Annotated in this window: 5 protein-coding genes; 4 read left to right on the top strand and 1 reads right to left on the bottom strand. The window is 45.8% G+C overall.

Translation table 11 applies throughout. From position 1 onward, the window contains the following. A partial coding sequence (locus tag ACRC32_RS04215) for a glutaredoxin (RefSeq protein ID WP_438552804.1) occupies positions 1-242 on the bottom strand: 242 nt, incomplete at its 3' end. 244 nt (positions 243-486) lie between these two features. Here ACRC32_RS04215 and ACRC32_RS04220 point away from each other — a divergent pair. From ACRC32_RS04220 to ACRC32_RS04235, 4 genes are all read left to right on the top strand, one after another. After that, positions 487-1,131, top strand: a complete 645-nt coding sequence (locus tag ACRC32_RS04220; RefSeq protein WP_192153726.1) for a hypothetical protein — start codon at positions 487-489, stop codon at positions 1,129-1,131. A gap of 5 nt (positions 1,132-1,136) precedes the next feature. Beyond that, the gene (locus ACRC32_RS04225; protein ID WP_438552805.1) at positions 1,137-1,988 is read left to right on the top strand and encodes a pentapeptide repeat-containing protein; all 852 of its coding nucleotides are present in this window, start codon (positions 1,137-1,139) and stop codon (positions 1,986-1,988) included. 358 nt (positions 1,989-2,346) lie between these two features. Next, entirely contained in the window at positions 2,347-3,384 is a 1,038-nt protein-coding gene (gene glpX, locus ACRC32_RS04230) for a class II fructose-bisphosphatase (protein WP_438552806.1), read from the top strand. Positions 3,385-3,512: 128 nt separating this feature from the next. Next, positions 3,513-4,799: a glutamyl-tRNA reductase gene (locus tag ACRC32_RS04235; protein WP_438552807.1), complete on the top strand. Its 1,287-nt coding sequence runs from the start codon at positions 3,513-3,515 to the stop codon at positions 4,797-4,799. The last annotated feature ends 9 nt before the right edge of the window (positions 4,800-4,808 follow it).

The raw sequence follows: 4,808 nt of genomic DNA on the forward strand, positions 1-4,808 counted from the left end.
CCGACATGCTCGTTATTGATGAAGATTTGCGGAACGGTGCGCCGTCCGTTGGCGCGTTCTGCCATTGTATTTCTAGCTACATCATCACCATCAATCTTGTATTCCGTGTAGTTGACACCCTTCCACCACAGCAATAATTTGGCGCGAATGCAGTAGGGGCAAGTCTGCCAGGTGTAAATCTCAACCTTGGCTTTGACTCGCTCTGGATGACGGTTGAGAATCGGATTGAGGAAATCCAACATAGTTATATTCTTGGCAGGATTCTGGACAGAAATTTACGAACGCGATCGCATATTAATTCTGATTATACTTAACTACAGTCAGCCTACGTGAGAGTTTGGTAATTGGTAATTGGTACTATCTCTCACCTTCACTGTAAGTCTTTAATTATGCCTCTATTGGTATTTTTACTGACGATCGCTAGAAACTCACAAATGACTAATGACTAATGACCAATGACCAATGACGAGCTTGGAGATTTAAGTTTTGGGTATTGAATTACGCAGTTATGTGTTTATAGACAGCTTACAACCTCAACACGCAGCTTACATGGGGACGGTGGCAGCAGGTTTTTTGCCATTACCAGGTGATGCTTCTCTGTGGATTGAAGTCTCGCCAGGGATTGAGGTAATCCGCTTAATGGATATTGCCCTAAAATCTGCTTCTGTGCGTCCAGGGGTGCAGGTGGTAGAACGGCTTTATGGATTGCTAGAAGTCCATTCCAGTCGCCAAGGGGAGACGCGGGCAGCGGGTAAGGCGGTGATGGAAGCAATGGGAGTGCGCGAACGAGATTGCCTCAAGCCACAAGTGATGTCGAGTCAAATTATTCGCAATATCGATCCGCACCAAACACAATTGATTAACCGTACTCGCCGAGGGCAGATGATTTTGGCAGGACAAACGTTGTATGTATTAGAAGTTCAACCTGCAGCTTATGCAGCTCTAGCCGCAAATCAAGCGGAAAAAGCAGCTTTGATTAATATTTTAGAGATTCAAGCAGTGGGTAGTTTTGGACGGCTTTACCTGGGTGGGGAAGAACGAGATATTATTGCGGGTTCGAGTGCGGCGTTGGCGGCGATGGAAAATGCTCTCGGACGCGAACATCCCGCTGTTGGTGGGCGCAAGGAGTAGTAGGAATGGCAAATCGGGAGCATCTGGCGCTACTGCAACAGGGTGCAGTTACTTGGTTGGAGTGGCGCAAGCAAAACGTGCAGATTGAACCTGACTTGAGCGCAGCTATTTTGTGTGGGGCTAATTTTAGGGGGGCTAATCTCGCCAAGGCTAATCTAAAAAGAGCCAATCTCGATCGCGCTAAACTGATTGCAGCTAATTTGTGTGGGGCTAATCTCAGTGCAGCTAGTTTGTGCGGAGCTGAATTGATTGACGCTAATTTGCAAAAAGCAGAATTAGTTGATGCTCAGTTAATTTCAGCTCAGCTAATGGGTGCAGATTTAGCTTATGCCAACCTGATCGGGGCAGACTTGCGGGGTGTCGATTTAAAAGCCGCAGATCTCAGCCATGCTAATTTGACGGCGGCTGAATTTATTGGAGCTACTCTTAGCGAAGCAGACTTGAGTGTAGCGAAGTTGAGTCGCGCTAGTCTTGTCTATACTAATTTGACTGGGGCTAATTTCAGTCATGCTAATTTGAGTAGTACGAATTTATATGAGGCTGAGGCGATCGCCACTTATTTTTATCATGCCAATTTATGTCAAGCTAATTTGAGTGAAGCTCATTTTGGTGGTGCGTATTTGTTTGGAGCCGATTTGAGTGCAGCGGAGCTTTACATGACGGATTTGAGATGGACGAATTTAAGTAAGGCTAATTTTACGGATGCTAATTTAATTAAGGCAGATTTGAGGGGTGCTAATCTCAGCAGAGCTGTTTTTATAGGTGCTAATTTAAGCGAAGCTAAGTTGGATGGAGCTAATTTGAGTAAGGCAGTTTTTCAAGGGGCAATTATGCCTGATGGAAAGGTTTGTCGATAAAGACAAAGTGGGCGATTAAAATCGCAGCTACACAAACTAAGTCCGCCTGCGCGGACTAGGAAACAAGGGAAGATTTGAAACCTGCCTCCGCAGGTTTTGTCTGTGTAGCCGCGAATTCTATAATTGCTAAACCATAAGTACAAAAATACTAAAAGGCGTTCAAGAAAATTGAAGTTGCGATCGCCTCCTCAATTCCCTCACTCCTCACTCCTCACTCCTTTTCCCTCTTTCAGCAGCAAAACTTAACAAAACCTGAGTAAATACTTGTAGTCCACGGGGTGACGCGGTTTGGTAGACTTATGTACTGATACAGCCGCAAAACAACAGCAGCAAACAGAGCATTGGGAGGACAGACCGCGTGGAAAATACTCTAGGTTTAGAGATTATTGAAGTTGTAGAACAAGCAGCGATCGCATCTTCCCGTTGGATGGGTAAAGGCGAGAAAAACACTGCTGACCAAGTGGCTGTAGAAGCCATGCGGGAGAGAATGAATAAAATTTACATGCGGGGTCGGATTGTCATCGGTGAAGGCGAACGGGATGAAGCCCCCATGTTATACATTGGTGAAGAAGTCGGGATTTGTACCCGTTCCGATGCCAAAGATTACTGTAACCCAGATGAATTAGTTGAAATTGACATTGCCGTTGACCCTTGTGAAGGGACTAACTTAGTCGCCTACGGACAAAACGGCTCGATGGCTGTACTAGCGATCGCCGAAAAAGGTGGTTTGTTTGCTGCTCCTGACTTTTACATGAGAAAGCTCGCAGCACCAGCCCCAGCACGCGGTCATGTAGATATTAATAAATCGGCTACCCAAAACCTCAAAATCCTCTCAGAATGCCTCGGACGCGCCGTAGAGGAGCTAGTTGTGGTCGTGATGGATCGCCCCCGCCACAAAGAATTGATTCAAGAAATTCGTCAAGCAGGGGCAAGAGTACGCTTAATTAGCGATGGCGATGTCTCCGCCGCGATCTCCTGTGCTTTCTCAGGAACGAACATTCATGCCTTGATGGGAATTGGTGCAGCTCCAGAAGGCGTAATTTCCGCCGCTGCGTTGCGCTGTTTGGGCGGGCATTTCCAAGGACAATTGATCTACGATCCAGAAGTAGTCAAAACTGGTTTGATTGGCGAAAGTAAAGAGGGAAATATCGCCCGTTTGAAAGACATGGGAATTAATGACCCAGACCGAGTTTACAATGCTGAAGAGTTAGCTTCGGGTCAAACCGTCCTGTTCGCTGCTTGTGGTATTACTCCAGGTACGCTGATGGAAGGTGTCCGCTTCTTCAAAGGTGGAGCCAGAACCCAAAGTTTAGTTATCTCCAGCCAATCTCGCACGGCGCGGTTTGTAGACACGATCCATATGTTTGACGAACCAAAGACACTGCAACTGAAGTAGGAAGAAAAGGGAGCAGGGAGCAGGGAGCAGGGAGTCGGGAGTCGGGAGTCGGGAGTAACTGATAACTGATAACTGTTTATTCCCTCACCCCTCACTCCTCACTCCTCACCCCTTATTTGGGAGGAGACATGAACATTGCGGTTGTTGGGCTGAGTCATAAAACAGCTCCAGTAGAAGTTAGGGAAAAGCTGAGTATTCCAGAATCGCAGTTGGAAGGCGCGATCGCTCTTTTGTGTAGCTATCCGCATATTACCGAAGCAGCAATACTTAGCACTTGTAATCGTCTGGAAATTTATATCGTTACTCCAGAAACGGAACAAGGGATTCGGGAAGTTAGCCAGTTTTTGGGCGAACATAGCAAATTACCAGTCCGCGATTTAAGACAACACTTATTTATTTTGCTCCACCAAGATGCAGTCATGCACTTGATGCGAGTCTCGGCTGGTTTGGATAGCTTGGTGTTAGGAGAAGGGCAAATCCTAGCTCAGGTAAAACAAACTCACAGTTTAGGACAACAATATAACGGTATCAAACTCATTCTGAATAAGCTGTTTAAACAAGCAATTACTGCTGGCAAACGGGTACGTTCTGAAACTAGTATCGGTACTGGTGCGGTTTCGATTAGTTCTGCGGCAGTAGAATTAGCCCAAATGAAAGTTGCTAATTTGGCAGCTTGCCGAGTGGCGATCGTTGGGGCGGGTAAAATGTCGGAGTTACTCGTTAAACATTTGGTGGCAAAAGGTGCGAGTCAAATTTGTATTTTGAATCGTTCTTTAAAGCGATCGCAAGCTTTAGCTAATCAGTTTCAACATGCAGATTTAAAACTTTGTTTACTGTCAGAAATGATGCCAGTAGTGGCAACATCAGATTTGGTATTTACTAGTACCTCGGCTACAGAACCGCTGATCGATCGCGCTAAGCTGGAAATTGCTCTAGAACCAAATCGTCCGTTGATGCTATTTGATATCTCCGTACCGCGTAACGTACATGAAGATGTCAACAATTTAGACAACGTACAAGCGTTTAATGTAGACGATTTAAAGGCTGTGGTGGCTCAAAACCAAGAAAGCCGTCGCAGAATGGCAATGGAAGCTGAAAAGCTGCTGGATGAGGAAGTAGAAACATTTGACGTGTGGTGGCGATCGCTCGAAACTGTTTCTACGATCAGTTGCTTGCGTCATAAAGTCGAAACCATTCGCGAACAAGAGTTAGAAAAAGCTTTATCGCGGTTGGGATCGGAATTTGCCGAAAAGCACCAAGAAGTGATCGAAGCTTTAACTAGAGGAATCGTGAATAAAATTTTGCACGATCCGATGGTACAGTTGCGATCGCAGCAGGATATTGAGGCGAGGCGACGTTGTATGCAAACTCTTCAAGTCCTGTTTAATTTGGATGCTGAGGAACAGTTTGGTTAGCTTGTCATT

It is taken from the genome of Chroococcidiopsis sp. (assembly GCF_051657925.1).
In the GTDB taxonomy this organism is placed as follows: domain Bacteria; phylum Cyanobacteriota; class Cyanobacteriia; order Cyanobacteriales; family Chroococcidiopsidaceae; genus Chroococcidiopsis.